We start from the raw sequence: 15781 nt of genomic DNA, 5'->3' as shown, positions 1-15781 counted from the left end.
AGAGACTTGACATTGACAGAAGTCGCTGGTGTTATCTCAACGTTGAGATTATCAGTGAGGAGACATCATGGCGATCATCGCCGAACGGCCTGTCGTTCCGACCGGGCAGGCGGCCGCGCGGCCGACGCTCCGCGACGCCGGGCTCGCCGCACTGGCTCCGGCCAGCTGGGGCACCGTGTACGTCGTCACCGCGACCCTGCTGCCCCCGGACCGGCCCCTCCTTGCCGCCGTGCTGCGGGCGCTCCCGGCCGGGTTGCTCCTGCTCGCGCTGACCAGGCGGCTCCCGCACGGATCCTGGTGGTGGAAGACGACCGTGCTCGGAATGCTCAACTTCGGCGCCTTCCTGCCGTTGATCTTCTTCGCCGCGTACCGCCTTCCCGGCGGGGTCGCCGCGACCCTCGGCGCCCTCCAACCGCTGCTGGTCGCCCTGCTCGCGCTGCCGATGCTCCGCGTCCGGACGCCGGCGCCGATCCTGTTCGCCTCGATCGCCGGTGCCGGTGGTGTCGCCCTGCTGACCCTGTCGGCGGAAGCCCGCCTCGACCCGCTCGGCCTGGCCGCCATGCTCGTCGCCGTCGGGCTCATGGCCGTTTCCCTGATCCTGACCAAGAAATGGGGTCGTCCCGGGCATCCGCTGGCGATGACCGGCTGGCAGCTGACCTTGGGCGGCGTCGTCCTGGCCCCGGCGACGCTGCTGTTCGAAGGTCTCCCGGACTCGCTGACGACCGCGAACCTGCTCGGCTACGGCTACATCGGCATCGTCACCACCGCGCTGGCCTACCCGCTGTGGTTCCGCGGCATCGACCGCCTCGCCCCGGCATCGGTCTCCCTGCTGACGCTGACCAACCCCCTCGTCGCCACGGCCGCCGGATTCCTGGTGCTCGGCCAGACCCTCACCGGGTGGCAGCTCACCGGATTCGCCATCGCCCTCACCGCTTTGACGCTCAGCCAGACCCTCGCCCGCCCCAAGAACTGACGAAGGAAACCGATCATGACCGAACTCAAGATCCTCGCGATCTCCGGCAGCCTGCGCGACGGCTCGTACAACACGGCCCTGCTGCACGCGGCCAGGAAGCTGAACCCCGGCGGGATGACCATCGAGCTGTACCGGGGAATCGGCGACCTGCCGCTCTACCGCCAGGACCTCGATACCGCCTCGCCACCGGAACCGGTGGCGGATCTCCGGCGCCGGGTCGCCGAGGCGGACGGGCTCCTGATCGCGACCCCCGAACACAACGCGTCCGTGCCGGCGGCGCTGAAGAACGCGATCGACTGGGCGAGCAGGCCGGCCGCCGAATCGCCGCTTCCCGGCAAGCCGATCGCGATCGCCGGTGCCTCACCGGGCGCTTTCGGTTCGGTCCGCGCCCAGCAGGCGCTCCGGCAGATCCTCGCGTCGATCGGCGCCGACGTCGTCGTCAAACCCGAGGTGACGGTGTTCCGCAGTCACGAACGCTTCGACGGCGAGGGCACGCTGACCGACGACTTCACCGCGTCGCTGCTGGCGGAACTGCTCACCGCGCTCGCCGGGACCATTCGCCCGTTCACCAGGTGACCGGCAGCTCGTGCACGCCGTAGATGTTCATGTCGGTCTTGAGCTTCACCTCGTCCGCGGGGACGGCGAGCGCGAGCGTCGGGAAGCGGCGCAGCAATCCCTCGAAGCCCGCGCGCATCTCGATCCGCGCCAGCTGCTGCCCGAGGCACTGGTGGATGCCGTGCCCGAAGGACAGCAGGCCGCGGGCGTTGCGGTGCAGGTCCAGGGCGTCGGGATTCTCGAACCGGCGCGGATCGCGGTTCGCGGCCAGCAGCGAGATGATGACGGTCGACCCCGCGGGGATCGTTTCGCCGCCGAGTTCCAGGTCTTCCGTGGCATAGCGGAAGAAGATGTCGGCGACGGACAGGTAGCGAAGCATCTCTTCGACGGCACCGGGCATGAGCTCCGCGTCGGCACGCAGTTCGGCCAGCTGGTCAGGGTGCTCCAACAGCGCGAAAGTGCCCAGCGACAACATGTTCGCGGTGGTCTCGTGGCCCGCGAGCAGCAGCAGGAAAGCGGCTCCCGTCAGCTCCTCGATGGTGAGGTCTTCGTGGCGGCCGAGGTCGGACAGGATGTCGTCGCCGGGCGTCTCGCGTTTACGGGTGACCAGTTCGGTGAGGAAGGTGTTCATCCCGATGAACGCGGCCATCTTCTCCTCCAGCGTCTGGTCCCTGACCATGAGCTGGGCGGAGTCGGCCTGGAATTTCTCCCGGTCCTCGTACGGGACGCCGAGCAGTTCGCAGATCACCAGCGACGGCACCGGCAGCGCGAACTCCTTGACCAGGTCGACCGGCGGGACCAGCGCGGCCATCGCGTCCAGCTGCCGTTCGGTGATCTCGACGATGTGGTCTTCGAGCTGCTTCATCCGCTTGACGGTGAAAGCGCCGGTGAGCCGCTTGCGCAACCGGCCGTGGTCCGGCGGGTCCATGGCGACGAACATGCCCGGCATCGGCGGCGACGGCTCGGTCGGGGTGGGCATCCCCGGCGTTTCGTACGGGGCGTGGAGGATGCCGATGTCCTGGCGCGAGCTGAACCGGGTGTCGGCCATCAGCTGCCGGGCCTCGTCGTAGCCGGTGACGAGCCAGCCTTCGTGACCGTCGGGGAAGATCATGGGACTCACCGGGCGGGCCTCGCGCAGCCGCGTGATCTCGCTGGGCGGGTCGAAGGGGCCCGCGTCGCGGTCCATCGGGAGACCCTGCGGGACGGGAACCGTCTGAGTCATCGCATCGCCTTTCGTGGTGGTTGTGCCACCACTGTGCCCACGAGTACTGACAGCGCGCTGACACGGCGCTGACACAGCTGGTGTCAGCGCCGTGGCGGGGCCGTGTCAGCGCGGCCGCCCAGAGTGGTGCCCATGACAGAAACAGCGATCGCGGTCTCGGGACTGCGAAAGACCTTCGGGGACAAGGTCGTGCTCGACGGTATCGACCTGGAAGTCCCCGCCGGCACGATTTTCTCCCTGCTCGGCCCGAACGGGGCGGGGAAGACGACCACGGTGAACCTGCTGACCACCCTGATGAAGGCGGACGGCGGGACGGCGAAGGTGGCCGGCCACGACCTCGTGACGGAGGCCAAGGCGGTGCGTGCGGCGATCGGGGTCACCGGCCAGTTCGCGGCGGTGGACGAACTGCTGACGGGCCAGGAGAACCTGCAGCTGATGGTGGACCTGAGCCGCGGAACCGCGGGCAAACGGGTCGTGTCCGATCTGCTGGAGCGTTTCGACCTGGTGGAATCGGCGCGGAAACCGGCGTCGACCTATTCCGGTGGCATGCGCCGGAAACTGGATCTGGCGATGACGCTCGTCGGCGATCCGCGGATCATCTTCCTCGACGAGCCCACCACGGGCCTGGACCCGCGCAGCCGCCGCACGATGTGGTCGATCATCCGCGAACTGGTGGACGGCGGCGTCACCGTCTTCCTCACCACCCAGTACCTCGAAGAGGCCGACCAGCTCGCCGACCGGATCGCGGTCCTCGACCAGGGCCGCCTGGTCGCGCAGGGTACGCCCGACGAGCTCAAGCGCCGGATGCCCGGAACGCATGTCCGGCTGCGGTTCACCACCGTCGCCGAACTCGACGCGGCCGCGCGGATCTTCCCCGGGGCCACCCGGGACGACGAGTCGCTCGCCCTGCGGGTGCCCAGCGACGGCGGGACGAAATCCCTGCGCTCGCTGCTGGACCGGCTCGACGAGTACGCGGTCGCCGCCGAAGAGTTCTCCGTCCACACCCCCGATCTCGATGACGTTTTCCTCGCCCTGACGGGCCACAGCACGGAGGCAGTGAAATGAAATCCGCGTCCACGGTGATGTTGCGCCGTAACTTCAAGCACCTCGTCCGCAACCCGACCTCGGTGTTCAACGCGATCCTGATGCCGGTCGTGATGATGCTGATGTTCGTGTACGTGTTCGGGGACGCGTTCAGCGTCGGCGTCGATTACGTCGACTACGCGACGCCGGGATTGATGCTGCTGGCCGTCTGCTACGGGCTCGGCGCGACCGCGACCGCGGTGAACTCCGACATGACCAAGGGCATCATCAACCGGTTCAAGGTCATGGACGTCTCCCGCGGCGCGGTGCTGACCGGGCATGTCGTCACCAGCGTGCTGACCAACCTGCTCGCCATCGCGGCGCTCACCGGGGTCGCCTTCCTGCTCGGTTTCTCCCCGGCGGCGGGTTTCCTCGACTGGCTCGGCGTGGTGGGGATCGTCGTCCTGCTCGGTTTCGCGGCGGCCTGGCTCACGGTCGCGCTCGGTCTGGCGGCGAAGTCGCCGGAGACCGCCGGGATGGCCTCGGTGCCGCTGGTCATGCTGCCGTTCTTCAGCAGCGCGATCGTGCCCGCCGAGAAGATGGGGCCGGGGCTCCGCGAGTTCGCGGAATACCAGCCCTTCACACCGATCATCGAGACCCTGCGCGGGCTGCTCACCGGGGCACCGGCCGCGGGCGACGTGCTGCCGGCGCTCGGTTGGTGCGCCGGGATCGCGCTCGCCGGCTACCTGTGGGCGTCCTCGACGTTCAAGAAGCGAGCGTGACCTCCGCCAGCCGCTTCCAGTCCGCTTCGGTGCCTTCTCGCGCCGCCTCCGCGAATTTCGCTTCGCCGAGGCGGCGCAGCACTGTCTCCTCGATCCGGGTCACGTCCGGACGGGACCGGTCCGGAAGGCCGCGCAGTTCGTCGGCCGCCCTGAGCAGCCGCGCGGCCTGCTCGGGATCGTCCTGGCGCAGGGCGAGATCCGCGATCCCGACGAGCATATGGGCGATCAGGGGCACGTGCCGCACCTCGCTTGCCGCCTCCCAGGCCGCTCGCCGGTGTTCGCGGGACTTTTCGAGCTCGTCCGCGAAGTAACCCCGAAGGTCGTGGCTGATGGCGCGGACGTGGCCGAGATCGGCTTCGGTGCCCATCACCGTCGTCGCGATGTCGAGCTGCCGCGCCGCCTCCTCGGTTTCGCCGCGCCAGTGGGCGAGCTCCGCGCGCGCGAGGGCGAGCATGCCCAGTGCGCCCGGCCAGGTGACGCTTTCGGCGTACCGCTGCGCTTCGGCCTCCGCCGCCGCGCCGGCCTCCTCGTCACCCATCAGCCAGTACAGCTGCGCCTGCCGCGACCGCAGCCGGATGAGGTCTTCCAGGGAGCCGACCTCGGTCACGACCGTGACCGCCTCTTCGTAGTACGCGCACGCGGTGGCGAAATCGCCGCGGGTGGCGATCCGGTCCGCCAGTTCGGTCAGGGCGAAGGAGATCCCGAACCGCTCGCCGATCGCCCGGAACTCGCGGAGTGCCTGCTCCAGATATTCGTCCGCCTCCCGGCCGGGATGGCCGAGCGTGATCCGCATCTTGCCGAGGTGCAGCCTGCCCAGCGCGCGGACCCAGTCGTTCTCGTCCTCCAGCACCGGTTCCCACGCGGACAGCGCTTCGTCCCCGGCCAGCATGCGTTCGAGCGGGACGACGAGCCCCAGCAACGGATGCCGCGACTCGCTGCTCCTGCCCAGCCGGTACGACTCGTGGATCCACTTCGCGGCGGTGTGTTCGTCGGCGAAACCGGAACTCACGAACAGCGAGACGAGCCCGTACACCACGGCCGCGACGTCGTCGGCCACCTCGCCCGGCGTCTTGACGGCCGCGCTGACCAGCTCCATGCCTTCCGTGCGGTGTCCGCTGAGCCACCAGTACCAGCCGCAGGCCGCCGCCAGCCGCATCGCCTCCGGGCCCTCGCCCGCGGTGAGGGCGCCGCGCATCGCGGAGGTGATGTTGTCGTGCTCGGCCTTGAGTTTGGCGAGCCATTCCAGCTGCTCGGCGCGGCGGAGCATCGGCTCCGCGGCCTCGGCGAGCTCGGTGAAATAGGCGAGATGCGCGTGCCGCGCCACGACCGTTTCGCCTGCCTCGGCGAGCCTTTGCGCGGCATATTCCTTGATCGTGCCGAGCATCCGGTAGCGCGGCGCTTCGTCGCCCGCCGCGACCAGCAGCGACTTTTCGGTCAGCGTGGTGAGCAGTTCGAGGACCTCGTACTGCTCGACCGCTTCGCTGACGCAGACCCGCTCGGCCGCTTCGAGGCTCGCCCCGCCCGAGAACACCGAGAGCCTGCAGAGGACCGTCCGCTCGGCGTCGGACAGCAGCTCCCAGCTCCAGTCGACCATGGCGCGCAACGTCCGGTGCCGGGGCAGCGCGGTCCGGCTGCCGCCGGTCAGCAGGCGGAACCGGTCGTCGAGCCGGTTCGCGAGCTGCTCGATGGACATGGTGCGCAGCCTCGCCGCGGCCAGTTCGATCGCCAGCGGCATCCCGTCCAGGATGCGGCAGACGCGCGCCATCGTGGCGAGAGTGGTCTTGTCGGCCTCGAAATCCTTGTGCACCGCGCTCGCCCGGTCCAGCAGCAACCGGACGGCGGGGGAGGACTCGATCTCGGCGGGGCCGGCGTGGACGTCCGGTACGGCCAGCGGCACGACATGCCACAACGTCTCGCCGGTGATGCCGAGCGGCTCCCGGCTCGTCGCCAGTATCCGGAGACGGCGGCATTCCCCGAGCACGCGATGGGCGAACGCCGCGGCCGCCTCGATCACGTGCTCGCAGTTGTCGAGGATCAGCAGGACTTCCCGGTCGCGGATCGCGGCGATGACCCGTTCGGCGGGTTCGGCGTTCGACGAGTCGCCGAGCAGCGCGTCCCGCAGCCCGAGTGCGGCCAGCGTCGCCTGGGCGACGTCATCGGCCGGGCCGATGGCCGCGAGTTCCACCAGCCACGCCCCGTCCGGCAGATCGCCGAGCAGGGTGCGCGCGGTTTCGGTGGCCAGCCGGGTCTTTCCCGACCCGCCGGGACCGAGCAGGGTGGTGAGCCGGTTCCCGGTGACGAGGTCGCGGACCTTGGCGACGTCGGCGTCCTTCCCGACGAAGCTGGTCAGCTCGGCGCGCACGTTGGTCTTGCGGTTCTCCTCCCGCCGTCCCAGCTCGCCCCGCAGCAGCGCGACATGCACCGCGGACAGCTCCGGCGACGGATCGACGCCGAGCGCGTCGGCCAAGGCCTCCCTCGTGCGCTGGTACACGAGCAGTGCTTCGGTGTCGCGGCCCGTCGCGGCGAGTGCCCGCATCAGCGCGGCGACGAGCCGCTCGCGCAGCGGATGCGCGGCGGCCAGATCGGTCAGTTCGGTGACCAGCTTCGCGCCGTGGCCGAGCTCGAGTTCCGCGTCGAACCGGTCCTCCAACGCCGTCAGGCGAAGCCCTTCGAGCCGGGTGACCGCCGCGTCGAAGGCGCCGCTGTCCTGCAGGCCGACGTCCTGCATGGCCGCGCCGCGCCACAGGGCGAGCGCCTCACGCAGCCGCCTCGGCTCCTCGTCGCCGCGGGCCTGGCCGACGAGACGCTCGAACCGCACGGCGTCGACGTCGTCGGGCGAAACCTTCAGCCGGTAGCCGTCCGTCTGTCCTTCCACGACCCCGTCCGGCAACACCTTCCGCAGCCGGGAAACCAGGCGCTGCAAGGCGTTCGTCGCGTCGGCGGGCGGTTGTTCACCCCAGATCCAGTCGACGAGCGTCGCCTTCGGGACCACCCGGCCCGGTTCGAGCGCGAGCGCGATCAACAATCCCCTCAACCGGGCGCCCGGCACGTCGGCGAGACCGCCGTCGTCCGTGCGCACCTCGAAGGGCCCCAGCATCCCGATCTGCATTGGGCCGATTTTGCCACGGGTGACCAGGGGACTTACGACTCGCCGGTGATCCTCGCAGAGCCGATCGAAGCCGCGGTGATCGCCTGGGCGGCGGCCCGGGTCGACGATCCGGAGTTCAGGCCGGTGAGCGACGTCCGGTCGAGGGCGTGCACGACGAACTCGTAGGTGTTCACGGTCGAGGGCGAGCACGGGCCCTGGTAGCCGTAGAGGCTCGCGCTCCCGCGGTAGTAGACCTGCCTGGAGCCGGCGGGCACCGGTGGCCGGTAGACGTGCTGGACGTTCTGGGGGAGCGAGGCCGTGGTCGCCGGGATGTCGTAGATGACCCAGTGGATCAGGGCGGCGTTGTCGAGGTCGCGCATGACGACGGCGTAGCTCTTCGCCGCGGCGGGAGCACCCGACCAGGCCAACGGCGGCGACTCGTTCTTCTTGGCCGGATCCTGCCCGCCGCCGCTGGTGCACTCGTGGACCTTGGGCATGAGGCCGCCGTCCGCGAAAGCGGTGCTGGACAAGGTGAACGCGGTTTGGGCCGAAGACGCCGCCGGGGAAAGGCAGGCGGCGCCGAGGGCGAACAGGGCGCAGAACACGATTCTCGTTGCTCTCATCGGAGACTCCCGAGTCCGTTTGTGGTTCCCTTGCGCGAAATCCAGCGTAGGCAGAACGGAAACCGGCGGCTAGCGCACTTTTCCGGCCTATCGAGGTGTTTTCGCCGGGTGCCGAACTCGTGATTCGCGTGATCCGGCGCGTCATTCGCGTGATTGGAGGCGTAACTCACGAGTTACGCCTCCAATCACGCGAGTTACGTCTTCAAGCACGCGAATGACGGGTTCAGGCGCGGACGAGTACGGAAAAGTAGATCGGCCTGCTGGCCGGGAAGAGTTCGCGGTCCTGTTCGTCGACCATCTTCCAGAAGACCTTGCAGTCGGCCGGGGCGTTCGGCGGGGTGTTCACGGTGACCGTCACCTGCACACGGTCGCCCGGGGCGGTGTCGTTGACCGGGATCCGGTCCGGGGTGCGGCAAGTGCCGGGCGCGACCGGGAGATCGGTGCGGCGCAGATACCGCTTCCGCCACTCGACGGTGCCGGTGTTCTCGAGCTCCCACACCTTCACGAACTGGGTGCCCGGTTTGACCACGGTCTCGTCGGGGATGGTCACGTCGCCGAGGAATCTGCTGGAGTCGCCGGGATGCGGTGGCGCGGGCGTGTCCTCCTCGCCCGGCAGCAGGATGACCACGACGGCGGCGATCGCGGCGACGAGAACGAGGGCGAGCGGCACCAGGACGCGTTTGGACCGCCATCGCGGCGCGGGTTCGGGTTCGCGGTCGGCGGACAGCACGAGCTGGACGCCCTGCCATCGGGCGTGCCATTCCTCCTCGTCACCGTCGCAGGCGCGGACGAACTCGCGGACCGTCTCCCACGGCTGCAACCGGGTGCCGGTGACGGTGAGGTGCAGGGTCGCGTGGGACACCGCGCCGGACTTCGCCGCCATCTTCCGGAAGGACGGCTCCCCGGCCCGCGCCCGGAGCTTCCGCAGCCCGTCCATGAACGCTTCCAGCTCCGGTGCCCGGTCTTCAGTTCGCGGTTCCGGCACGCTTCCCCTCGCGATCGTGTCCGACGTGACAACGATTCCCGTCACTCTGCGCGGCCTGGTGACTATATCGCGAAGCGTGTCCGGATCGCCGCGCCGACCTGCGGAATCCGCCGGGCGCCGTCGCTGTCAGACGCTGTCAACCTGCGGGTTTTGACGTCAGACGTTCCGTACAGGCGGTTCCGGCTGACACCGCTTCCGGGCCAGTGTCGGTCACGAGCTGTTCACGGGGAGCAGCCATCGAGTGAAGGAGCAGCCATGCGCAAGGTGGCAACCGCCGCGATGTTCGCCGCACTGTCCGCGACCGCGCTGGGGGTGACGGCGGGACAGCCCGCGGCGGCCGCGCCGTCGGTCAACATGGAGGCCGTGGTCAAGGCGGCCATGTGGGATCCGTACAAGCCGGACCAGTCGATCACGCCGGGCTCCGGGGAGAGCGTCAAGGTGGTCGAGCAGGCGCTGGCCGCGAAGAACCTGCTCGACAAGAAACAGGTCGACGGTCACTTCGGCACGTCGACGGTGACCGCGTACCAGAAGTACCAGAAGTCGCTCGGGCACAGTGGCCTGGCCGCCAGCGGTCTGCCGGGCAAGGGCTCGCTGACCGAACTGGGCAAGGGCCGCTACACCGTGACCGCGCCGATCAGCGTCGGCTCGAAGACCAGCCTGGACGGCAAGACGGTCAACAAGCGCACCGCCGACATGATCGCCGCCGCGGAGAAGAAGGCCGGCGTGAAGTTCACCATCACGCAGGGCTCGTACAACGCCGGCGGCGTCGGTGCTTCGGGCGGGACGCACGACGGCGGCGGTGCCGTCGACATCTCGGTGAACAACATCTCGAACAAGACCGCCGCGGTGAAGGCGCTGCGCGAGGTCGGGTTCGCCGCGTGGCACCGCACCCCGAGCCAGGGGAACTGGGCCGAGCACATCCACGGGATCGCGATCAGCGACACCGACATGTCGCCGCAGGCGCAGGCTCAGGCCGGTGACTACTTCAAGGGTCTCAACGGCCTGGCGAGCCACGCCAAGGACGACGGCCCCAAGGTGAAGAAGGTGACCTGGGAGGAATTCAAGCGTGGGTGACCCCACGGCGGCACGGACGGGGCGGGCGGCTTCGGCCGCTCGCCCCGTCCGTGCCCGGCAAGTGATCACCGCGCCGTTCGCCGCCAGTGTTCCGCCGCCTCGCTCATGTCCTGATGCAGGTGCCGGAAGAACCGGCTGGTGGCGTCGAGGCGCGCCCCCGCCGGCCCGTCGATCAGCCCGGCGCCCCGCCGGGTGACCTCCGCCCATCGGGTCATCGCGTCGAGGCTGGTACGCCAGGCCCGATAACCGAAGTCGTCGTCGACGACGTACCGCTGCCGACCACCCTCGCGTTCGCGAGTGATCAGGCCGCGTTGTTCGAGCCAGCCCACGGCCTTGGACACCGACGCGGGGCTGACCTCCAGCCTGGCGGCCAGTTCGGCGGCGGTACTGCCGCCGGTGTCCGCGGTGAACAGGCCGGCCAGGACCCTGGCCATCATCGACGGGACGCCGGTCGCGGCCATCGTCTCGGCGAATTCGGTCTCGAAGTCCCGCACCGTCTCCGGCGTTCGCGCGGGGACGGGCGGCGGGCCGGGTCTGCGGCGGCGGGCCCGCCATCGTGTCGCCTGCTGCGCCTGGCCCGCCCGGTAGCGGTGGGCGCCGCCGTTGCGCGCGACTTCGCGGATCACCGTCGACTTGGGGCGGCCCAGCCGACGCGCGATTTCGGCGTACGTGAGACCCGCCGACAGTCCCGAAGCGATCTGCCCGCGCTCGTCGTGGGTCAGGCGTCTTCCCGGCACCTGTTTATCCCCTCCGGTGCATTCAGCTCCATGGTCATTGCATCGATTGTAGGCACTCCACCTCGTAAAACAGCTTCCTGCGGTTGCTGGCTTTCGAAAAACGAGCCTAGGGTTTTCAGGGTAAGCGAAAGATCGGGAGGGCATGGGAATGACGGCCAAGGTATGCCTGGTCACCGGTGCTTCGTCGGGGATCGGCCACGCCACCGCGCTGGAACTGCTGCGCGCCGGGCACATCGTCTACGGCGCCGCGAGGCGTGTCGAGAAGATGGCCGACCTGCGCGAGGCGGGCGGCCATCCGCTGAAGATGGACGCCAGGAACGAGGACGATCTCCGCCACGCGGTCGACGCGGTTCTCGAAGCACACCAACGGATCGACGTCCTCGTCAACAACGCCGGCACCGTCCTGCACGGTGCCGTCGAGGACGTGCCGCTGGACACCGCGCGCGACCAGCTCGAAGTCAACCTTCTCGCGCCCGCCAGACTCGTCCAGCTCGTCCTGCCCGCGATGCGGGCCCAGCGGTCCGGCACGATCGTCAACGTCTCCTCGATCGGCGGCGAGATCGCCCTGCCGTTCGGTGCCTGGTACTACGCCTCGAAACACGCGCTCGAAGCGTTCTCTGACACGCTTCGCATGGAGGTCGCGCCGTTCGGCATCGACGTCGTGATCATCCAGCCGGGCATCATCAAGACCGAGTTCGAGGACCAGACCGCCGCGCAGCTCCGCGAGTATTCCGGCCGCGGGGCGTACCGGGAGATGGCGGAAGCCATGGCGCGGCACGGTGAAACCGGGCTCAGCGACGGCTCCGACCCTTCCGTCGTCGTGGACGCCATCCGCCGCGCCGTCGAGTCCGAAAAGCCGGAAACACGTTACGCCGTCGGCCATCTCGCCGAAAAACTCCTGGAACTCAACAGGACGCTGCCCGACCGCGAGTTCGACGAGCTGGCCATGCGCGCGACGAAGTAGCTCACCCGCTCGGCTGCTTCTTGACGCTCCTGCGCCGCGCGCGGGCGACCCCGATCCACAGCAGGACGGAGACGACGGCGCCCGGAGCCGCCGTCAGGTACACCGGCCACGCGCGGAAGCCCGACAGCCACAGCATCGTGGCCAGGCCGAGGGTGATCAGCGTCCACAGCAGCGCGAGCGTGCCGCCTCTCCGCCGCCAGCGGGCGGCGACGTCGCGCATCCTGTTCTCTACTCGGCTCACACCGGTGGATACCCGCTCATCGCCTGGTCAACCCCCGGAAATCAGGCGCGGAGATAGCCGGTGATCATCGCCACGAGCTCGTTCTCGAGCCGGGTGACGTCGATGGAGCCGGGCGCGGCGATGAGCTGATGCACGGTCAGTTCGACCGTGGACGCGACGAGCCGGGCCGCGGTGTCCTTGTCCCGCACCCGGACCTCGGGGTGTCCGTGGAGGAGTTCCCGCAGGTCACCGATCATCTCCCATTCCAGCCGGGTGACACGTTCCAGCAGCTCGCCGGAGCGGGGCGCCTGCTCGATCATGATCTGCAGCAGCCGCGGATCGTCGAGATGGTTCTCGATCACCGTGCGCACGAACTCCCGGATGACGGTCTCCAGCGGCTCCGGCGAGTCCTTGTACCGGCGCAGCGTCTCGGTGGCCCGGTCGCCGTCGAGGTGGCGGGTGAGCAGCTCGGCCAGGATCGCGTCCTTGTTCGGGTAGTACTGATACAGCGAACCGATCGAGATCCGGGCCCGTTCGGCGATCCGGTTCGTCGTCCCCGCGGCGTATCCGTACTCGGCGAAAACGTGAGCAGCGGCGGTGAGGATGCGCTGCCTGGTCAGCTCGGCCCGGACCTGGCGTGGCTGTTTACGCGGCTGAAGCCGTCGTTGCTCCGACGTCATGACACTCCCGGTGAAGCGGCGCGAAAGCGAGTAGCGAGTAGGCTGAACAATTGCTCATAATTGTGCCATGACCAGCACTGATACCCGTCCGCGTCGGCTGTCGCCCGAAGAGGTTCGTGCCCGGCTGGGGGAGCCGGAGGCCATGATCGAGGCCAAGGTCCACGACCGGATCGACCGGCACGGCCACCGGTTCATCGCCCATGCCCCGTTCGTGGCGATGGCGACGTCGGACGCGACGGGGCTGCCCGATTGCTCGCCGCGCGGCGACTACCCGGGCTTCGTCAAGGTGCTCGACGAGCGCACCCTGGCGATCCCCGACCGGCCGGGCAACAAACTCGCCGACTCGTTCCGCAATCTCGCCGAGAACGACGGCATCGGCCTGATGTTCGTGGTCCCCGGCGTGCGGGAGGTGTTCCGGGTCAACGGCCGCGCCTATCCCACCGACGAGCCGGACGTGCTCGCCAGGATGCGCACCGAGGGCAAACCGGCGGAGCTGGCGATCGTCGTCGACGTGCTGGAGACGTTCTTCCACTGCGGCCGCGCGCTGATCCGGTCCCGGCTCTGGGATCCCGCGAGCCAGGCGCTGGCGGACGAATTGCCGTCCGTCGGCGAGATCGCCGCCGAGCAGATGGGGCTCGACGTCGATCCGGCCGTCGTGGAGGCCATGCTCGAAACCGGCTACCGGCGGTTGTACTGATGCAGAAGACCGTTCTCGACCGCGTGGAACCGGTCGCCGAAGGGACCGTCTCGCTCGTCCTGCGCGGTGCCGAAGGCCCGCTGGCGCCCTGGGAGCCGGGTGCGCACGTCGACGTGGCGCTGCCGAACTGGCTGACCCGGCAGTATTCGCTGTGCGGGGACCCGGCCGATCGAGGCGGCTACCGGGTCGCCGTCCGGTACGACCGGCTGAGCCGGGGCGGTTCGGAATACGTCCACCTATTCCTGCGCGCGGGCCGGGCGCTCGACGTTTCCTTGCCGCGCAACAACTTCCCGTTGCTGCCCGCGCCGGAACACCTGTTCATCGCGGGCGGGATCGGGATCACGCCGCTGATGCCGATGCTGGCGGCGGCGGGCCCCTCGGCCAGGTTGGTGTACGTGGGCAGGTCCGAAGCGACGATGCCGTTCGCCGCCGGCCTCAAGGCCGCGTACGGCGACAGGGTGCGCCTTCATTGCACCGCCGAGAACGGCAGGCCCGACTTCGCCGCGCTGGCCGCCGGGCTCGGCCCGGACGCGCTGGTTTACTGCTGTGGCCCCGCGTCGATGCTCGCCGCGGCCGAAGCGGCGTTCCCCGCGCATCGGCTGCATATCGAGCGTTTCCAGCCCGTGGCCAAGGAATTCGCGCCCGCGGAGCCATTCGAGGTGAATTGTGTCCGATCGGGGCGGACGGTGCCGGTCGCCGCCGAAGAGGCACTGCTGGACGCTCTGAACCATGCGGGGTTCCGTATCCCGTCCGGATGCCGTGAGGGGGTCTGCGGCAGTTGCGAGATCGGTGTCGTCGGCGGCGAACCGGACCACCGCGACGACATCGGCGCACCACCGGGACGGATGTACTGCTGTGTTTCCCGTGCGACTTCCCGGCTCGACTTGGACCTGTGAATCGGCTGCTCGCCGGACGTGAAGGAAATTCCCCGAATTGCCGCGGGAACGGGCCGGTGTAACCCTGGTCATACCGAACGACACCACCACCACGAAGTACAGGAGTCGTTATGACCACCACCGAAATGCCGGCTGTCCACGAATGCACGGTCAGCGGCTGTTCGTACAACCACGACGGCTGCCACGCCTTCGCCATCACGGTCGGTGGCGGCAACGGGTCGGCCGACTGCGGAACGTTCGTCCCGCTCAACACCAAGGGCGGACTCGATCGAGTGACCGCACAGGTGGGAGCCTGCTCCCGGTCCGACTGCCGTCACAATTCCGCGCTGGAATGCACCGCATCGAGTGTCCGGGTGGGACCGGGCGAGGGTGACCATGCCGCCAACTGCTTGACCTACGCGCCGCAGTGACTCGCGTGAAGGCCCCCTTCCCTCGGCTCAGCCGAGGGAAGGGGGCCTTCACGCGCTTGGGGCGCGATTGTCAGCTCCCGGCCTGGTCGCAGCTCGCGGCGTCGGTGCCGAGCACCGGGTCGGTCACCGGGCGGCCGGCGATCGGAATGGTCTTCTGGATGGTCAGCGCGCCGTCGCGAAGGGTGTAGACGGTGCGGGTGCCCGAGTAGGTGAGCGGGTCGGCGCCGAGGTCGTCGGCTTCGGCCGCGACGGTTTCGAAGGTGCGGCCGCCGCCGTCGAGCGGGGTGCACTGGTAACCCAGATGGGCGGCCACGCCACCGCCCTCGGCGACCGACAGCGGCTTACTGTCGTTGTCGACGACCTGGCTGAGATTGCGGCCGTCGTAGTGCAGGGCGGTGAAGAACGTGGTGTTGGCGCCGACGGACTGGGTGACGATCAGTTCGGCGCGGCCGTCGCCGTTGAGGTCCGTGACGCGCGGGGCCTGGAGCGGAACGGAGCTGTCGGCGCCGAGGTGGATCGAAGTGAAGGTGCCGTGCACGGTGGCGGAGACGACCTGGTCGTTGTCGCCGGTGAGCTGGGCCGTGACGGTTTCGATCTCGCCGTCACCGTCGAGGTCGGCCACGGTGGTGACCGGGTCGCCGGACGGCGCGGCCATCGGGCTGCTCAGGGGGCTCGCCAGCGCCGGGACGACGGCGGCCAGGCTCAGCGCGGCGGCGACGCCGGTGATGGTGGCGGTACGGATGATGCCGCTGTGGTTCATGGTGCTCTCCCTCCAACGCCTCCGGTGAACTCTTCACCGAAAGTGCTCTCATCAGGGGAGACGGTTGCGGATCATGGACGTGCACCCGGAGT

Annotated in this window: 17 protein-coding genes; 9 read left to right on the top strand and 8 right to left on the bottom strand. The window is 69.2% G+C overall.

The annotated features are described in order from the left end of the window. The first annotated feature begins 67 nt into the window (after positions 1-67). Complete coding sequence (locus tag NQK81_RS15655) at positions 68-973, top strand: EamA family transporter (protein WP_257488790.1); 906 nt, start codon at positions 68-70, stop codon at positions 971-973. 15 nt (positions 974-988) lie between these two features. Next, positions 989-1549 (top strand): NADPH-dependent FMN reductase, encoded by a 561-nt coding sequence (locus NQK81_RS15650; protein ID WP_257488789.1) that lies wholly within the window; start codon positions 989-991, stop codon positions 1547-1549. Here the strand turns inward: NQK81_RS15650 and NQK81_RS15645 are convergent. Beyond that, complete coding sequence (locus NQK81_RS15645; protein ID WP_257488788.1) at positions 1539-2750, bottom strand: cytochrome P450; 1212 nt, start codon at positions 2748-2750, stop codon at positions 1539-1541. The two genes, NQK81_RS15650 and NQK81_RS15645, sit on opposite strands and share 11 nt — an antisense overlap. Positions 2751-2882: 132 nt before the next feature. On the opposite strand from NQK81_RS15645, the gene NQK81_RS15640 reads away from it, so the two are divergent. After that, positions 2883-3815, top strand: a complete 933-nt coding sequence (locus NQK81_RS15640; protein ID WP_126733901.1) for an ATP-binding cassette domain-containing protein — start codon at positions 2883-2885, stop codon at positions 3813-3815. Then, positions 3812-4555: an ABC transporter permease gene (locus NQK81_RS15635; protein WP_126733900.1), complete on the top strand. Its 744-nt coding sequence runs from the start codon at positions 3812-3814 to the stop codon at positions 4553-4555. Before NQK81_RS15640 ends, NQK81_RS15635 begins: the two co-directional genes overlap by 4 nt. On the opposite strand, the gene NQK81_RS15630 is transcribed toward NQK81_RS15635, so the two are convergent. The 3 genes from NQK81_RS15630 to NQK81_RS15620 all read right to left on the bottom strand — a co-directional run bounded on the left by NQK81_RS15630 (position 4539) and on the right by NQK81_RS15620 (position 9251). After that, positions 4539-7664 carry an AfsR/SARP family transcriptional regulator gene (locus NQK81_RS15630; protein WP_257488787.1) on the bottom strand — a complete coding sequence of 1042 codons (3126 nt, stop codon included), beginning with the start codon at positions 7662-7664 and terminating at the stop codon, positions 4539-4541. The genes NQK81_RS15635 and NQK81_RS15630 overlap by 17 nt on opposite strands. A gap of 32 nt (positions 7665-7696) precedes the next feature. After that, positions 7697-8266 carry a YbhB/YbcL family Raf kinase inhibitor-like protein gene (locus tag NQK81_RS15625; RefSeq protein WP_257488786.1) on the bottom strand — a complete coding sequence of 190 codons (570 nt, stop codon included), beginning with the start codon at positions 8264-8266 and terminating at the stop codon, positions 7697-7699. A 223-nt stretch (positions 8267-8489) separates the two neighbouring features. After that, positions 8490-9251 (bottom strand): NBR1-Ig-like domain-containing protein, encoded by a 762-nt coding sequence (locus NQK81_RS15620; protein ID WP_257488785.1) that lies wholly within the window; start codon positions 9249-9251, stop codon positions 8490-8492. Positions 9252-9506: 255 nt separating this feature from the next. On the opposite strand from NQK81_RS15620, the gene NQK81_RS15615 reads away from it, so the two are divergent. Beyond that, on the top strand, positions 9507-10325 hold the full coding sequence (locus NQK81_RS15615; protein WP_192746277.1) for a peptidoglycan-binding domain-containing protein: 819 nt from the start codon (positions 9507-9509) through the stop codon (positions 10323-10325). A 65-nt stretch (positions 10326-10390) separates the two neighbouring features. On the opposite strand, the gene NQK81_RS15610 is transcribed toward NQK81_RS15615, so the two are convergent. Next, complete coding sequence (locus NQK81_RS15610; RefSeq protein WP_257488784.1) at positions 10391-11062, bottom strand: GbsR/MarR family transcriptional regulator; 672 nt, start codon at positions 11060-11062, stop codon at positions 10391-10393. 148 nt (positions 11063-11210) lie between these two features. Between NQK81_RS15610 and NQK81_RS15605 the strand changes: the two genes are divergently transcribed. Then, complete coding sequence (locus NQK81_RS15605) at positions 11211-12026, top strand: oxidoreductase (protein ID WP_257488783.1); 816 nt, start codon at positions 11211-11213, stop codon at positions 12024-12026. 1 nt (position 12027) lies between these two features. Here NQK81_RS15605 and NQK81_RS15600 read toward each other — a convergent pair whose 3' ends face one another. Both NQK81_RS15600 and NQK81_RS15595 read right to left on the bottom strand, forming a co-directional pair. Next, positions 12028-12246 (bottom strand): hypothetical protein, encoded by a 219-nt coding sequence (locus tag NQK81_RS15600; RefSeq protein WP_126733895.1) that lies wholly within the window; start codon positions 12244-12246, stop codon positions 12028-12030. Positions 12247-12308: 62 nt separating this feature from the next. Further along, complete coding sequence (locus tag NQK81_RS15595; protein WP_192746273.1) at positions 12309-12926, bottom strand: TetR/AcrR family transcriptional regulator; 618 nt, start codon at positions 12924-12926, stop codon at positions 12309-12311. A 67-nt stretch (positions 12927-12993) separates the two neighbouring features. On the opposite strand from NQK81_RS15595, the gene NQK81_RS15590 reads away from it, so the two are divergent. The 3 genes from NQK81_RS15590 to NQK81_RS15580 all read left to right on the top strand — a co-directional run bounded on the left by NQK81_RS15590 (position 12994) and on the right by NQK81_RS15580 (position 14929). Continuing rightward, positions 12994-13623 (top strand): MSMEG_1061 family FMN-dependent PPOX-type flavoprotein, encoded by a 630-nt coding sequence (locus NQK81_RS15590; protein WP_257488782.1) that lies wholly within the window; start codon positions 12994-12996, stop codon positions 13621-13623. Next, on the top strand, positions 13623-14519 hold the full coding sequence (locus NQK81_RS15585) for a PDR/VanB family oxidoreductase (protein WP_257488781.1): 897 nt from the start codon (positions 13623-13625) through the stop codon (positions 14517-14519). The genes NQK81_RS15590 and NQK81_RS15585 overlap by 1 nt, the downstream gene beginning before the upstream one ends. A 110-nt stretch (positions 14520-14629) precedes the next feature. Continuing rightward, positions 14630-14929, top strand: a complete 300-nt coding sequence (locus NQK81_RS15580; RefSeq protein WP_257488780.1) for a DUF1540 domain-containing protein — start codon at positions 14630-14632, stop codon at positions 14927-14929. Positions 14930-14999: 70 nt separating this feature from the next. Here the strand turns inward: NQK81_RS15580 and NQK81_RS15575 are convergent, their stop codons facing one another. After that, on the bottom strand, positions 15000-15689 hold the full coding sequence (locus NQK81_RS15575; RefSeq protein ID WP_257488779.1) for a VCBS repeat-containing protein: 690 nt from the start codon (positions 15687-15689) through the stop codon (positions 15000-15002). Positions 15690-15781: the final 92 nt, after the last annotated feature.

Source organism: Amycolatopsis roodepoortensis (assembly GCF_024628825.1).
In the GTDB taxonomy this organism is placed as follows: domain Bacteria; phylum Actinomycetota; class Actinomycetes; order Mycobacteriales; family Pseudonocardiaceae; genus Amycolatopsis; species Amycolatopsis roodepoortensis.
The sequence above is the reverse complement of the archived record's forward strand: the minus strand, read 5'-3'. Positions and strand labels throughout refer to the sequence as shown.